At 62.7% G+C, this 2,325-nt stretch carries 2 protein-coding genes and 1 pseudogene; all 3 read left to right on the top strand.

What is annotated here, in order from left to right; genetic code table 11:
- The first annotated feature begins 187 nt into the window (after window positions 1-187).
- The gene (locus tag KH616_RS24255) at window positions 188-1,330 is read left to right on the top strand and encodes a porin (protein WP_292253759.1); all 1,143 of its coding nucleotides are present in this window, start codon (window positions 188-190) and stop codon (window positions 1,328-1,330) included.
- 69 nt (window positions 1,331-1,399) lie between these two features.
- Window positions 1,400-1,720, top strand: coding sequence for a BrnT family toxin (locus KH616_RS24260; RefSeq protein ID WP_292253761.1), 321 nt, complete (start codon window positions 1,400-1,402; stop codon window positions 1,718-1,720).
- A gap of 218 nt (window positions 1,721-1,938) precedes the next feature.
- Window positions 1,939-2,151 (top strand): annotated as a pseudogene (locus tag KH616_RS24265) (DUF4148 domain-containing protein); the annotation flags it as partial.
- Between the last annotated feature and the right edge of the window lie 174 nt (window positions 2,152-2,325).

Genomic DNA, 2,325 nt, shown 5'->3' on the forward strand with positions numbered 1-2,325 from the left:
AACGCGCCGGAATCGGTATCCGGCGCCCGGCGCTCGCCGATCTGCCCGGCGGCCTTCGTGACACTTTTGTGAATCATTCTTGCGGGATCTGCAATGGAGCTACTGCGCCGCGCCAGTCAAATGTTGCCGCCTGCGTCCCTATACTTGCGACGCATTCGACGTCCGCAGTCCCTACGCAGGAGTTTTCGTGAAAAAAGCCTTTGTCGCCGGCGCCGCCACCGCCGCCCTGTTCGCGCCGCTCGCTCACGCGCAGAGTTCGGTCACGCTGTACGGCTTGATCGATGCCGGCATCATCTATACCAATAACGCCGGCGGCGCATCGCTATTCCGCCTGAACAGCGGCTCGCTCAACGGCAGCCGCTTCGGCCTGCGCGGTACGGAAGATCTGGGCGGCGGCGTGAAGGCGCTGTTCGTGCTCGAGAATGGCTACAACGTCAACAACGGCTCGCTCGGCCAGGACGGCAGGCTGTTCGGCCGTCACGCCTACTTTGGCCTCACCCGGAACGGCATCGGCACGCTGACGCTCGGCCGCCAGTACGACACCATGGTCGATTTCGTCGCACCGCTGTCCGCGACGGCCGGCGATTTCGGCGATCAGAGCTTTGGCCACGTGTTCGACAACGACAACCTGAATCACACCCTGCGGATCAACAACGCAGTCAAATACACGAGCGACACGTACGCGGGTTTCAAGGTCGGTGCGATGTATGCGTTCTCGAACGCGACGAACTTCGGCAGCAACCGCGCGTACAGCCTTGCGGCCAGTTACACGAACGGCCCGCTGAAACTGGCCGGCGCATACCTGCAGATGAACGGTACGAAGGGCACGACGAACGCGAGCCCCGGCGCGACGGACGCCGTGGAAGGGAAGAACCTGAACCAGGGCGGCTGGTCGGTCGGCGCGAACCGCATGCGCGCGTACGGCGGCGGGATCGGCTATGTGTTCGGTCCGGCGACCGTCGGCTTTGTCTTCACGCGTTCGCAATACGACAACGCGGGCGCGTTCGGTTCGACGGGCCAGATCAGCTTCAACAACTACGACGTGAACGTCCGCTACGCGGTGACGCCGGCATTCAACGTCGGCGCGGCCTATGTTTATACGGACGGCAGCGTGTCGGCCCCGGACAGCCAGCACGGCACCGATCCGAAGTGGCACCAGGTCGATCTGCAGGCTGTCTACAAGCTGTCGCGCCGCACCGACGTCTACGCGGAAGCGATGTACCAGCATGCGTCCGGCCGCGGTTATCGGGCGTTCATCAACAACTCGGGCGGCGCATCGAGCACGCCGAACCAGATCGTCGGCACGATCGGCATGCGCACGCGGTTCTGATATCGACATTCATGCAAGGTGGAACCTGGTTCACTTGACGTTGAACGGTCGACGATGGCGCAGACACCAATGTCTGCACAAACGTGTAGAGCATCAGCATGTCACTCAAAATACCCGACTTCGCTTGGGACGAAGGAAACGGGCCCGACCAAGTGCGCGAAGCATGGCGTGACCCGAGAGGAGATTGAAGCGGTTTTCCGGGGCACGCCGGCCGTCATGCCGGATCCGTTTCCCGATGAGCCGCGCATGCGAGCCATCGGAAAGCCCGGGGCCGGGCGCTATCTGTTCATCGTGTTCATGCTTCGGGCAATCGACGGCATGACATTGATCCGACCGGTCAAGGCGCGCTACCTGCACCAGCAGGAGATTGACGGCTATGAACGCGCGTGAGCTCAAACCCATGCCATCGCTCAGCAGCGGCACAGCGATGGAATCGAGCGCCTATCCTAGAAAAATACGCATCGTCGATGCGCTCAATATTGTTCGATCCGGAAGGCTGCCTACCGGAAATCAGGGTTTTTACCGACTCCCGTGCTGCGTAAACTTTTCCCACCGGTTCCGGCGTTGCGCCGAACCATTGGAAATACGCGTGGAATATTCAGGAGAAAATCGTGAAACCAGTCATCGCCATCGCTACAGCCGTGCTTCTTGCCGTACCGGCGCTCGCGTCCGCGCAATCGTCGCCCGTCACGCGCGCACAGGTGATCCAGGAACTGAAGGATCTCGAATCCGTCGGCTACGATCCGGCGCGCGGCGAACTGCCCTACTATCCCAACGACATTCTGGCCGCGCAGGAACGTCTCGCCGCCAAGCGGCTCGCCGGACAGCAATAAGCGGGCCGATCCGCGTCCTGCCACGCCGGCGAGCGCGCCTGCCAGTGCGCTCGCCGGGCGTCGCGCTGCCATTGCGAAATCCGTTCGCACGCATGCGAGACCACGCGGCCACCCACGCGCCGCATGAAGCATGCGAGCAGCCCCGCCGATCGCTCCACCACA

This window comes from Burkholderia sp., from assembly GCF_018375725.1.
In the GTDB taxonomy this organism is placed as follows: Bacteria; Pseudomonadota; Gammaproteobacteria; order Burkholderiales; family Burkholderiaceae; genus Burkholderia.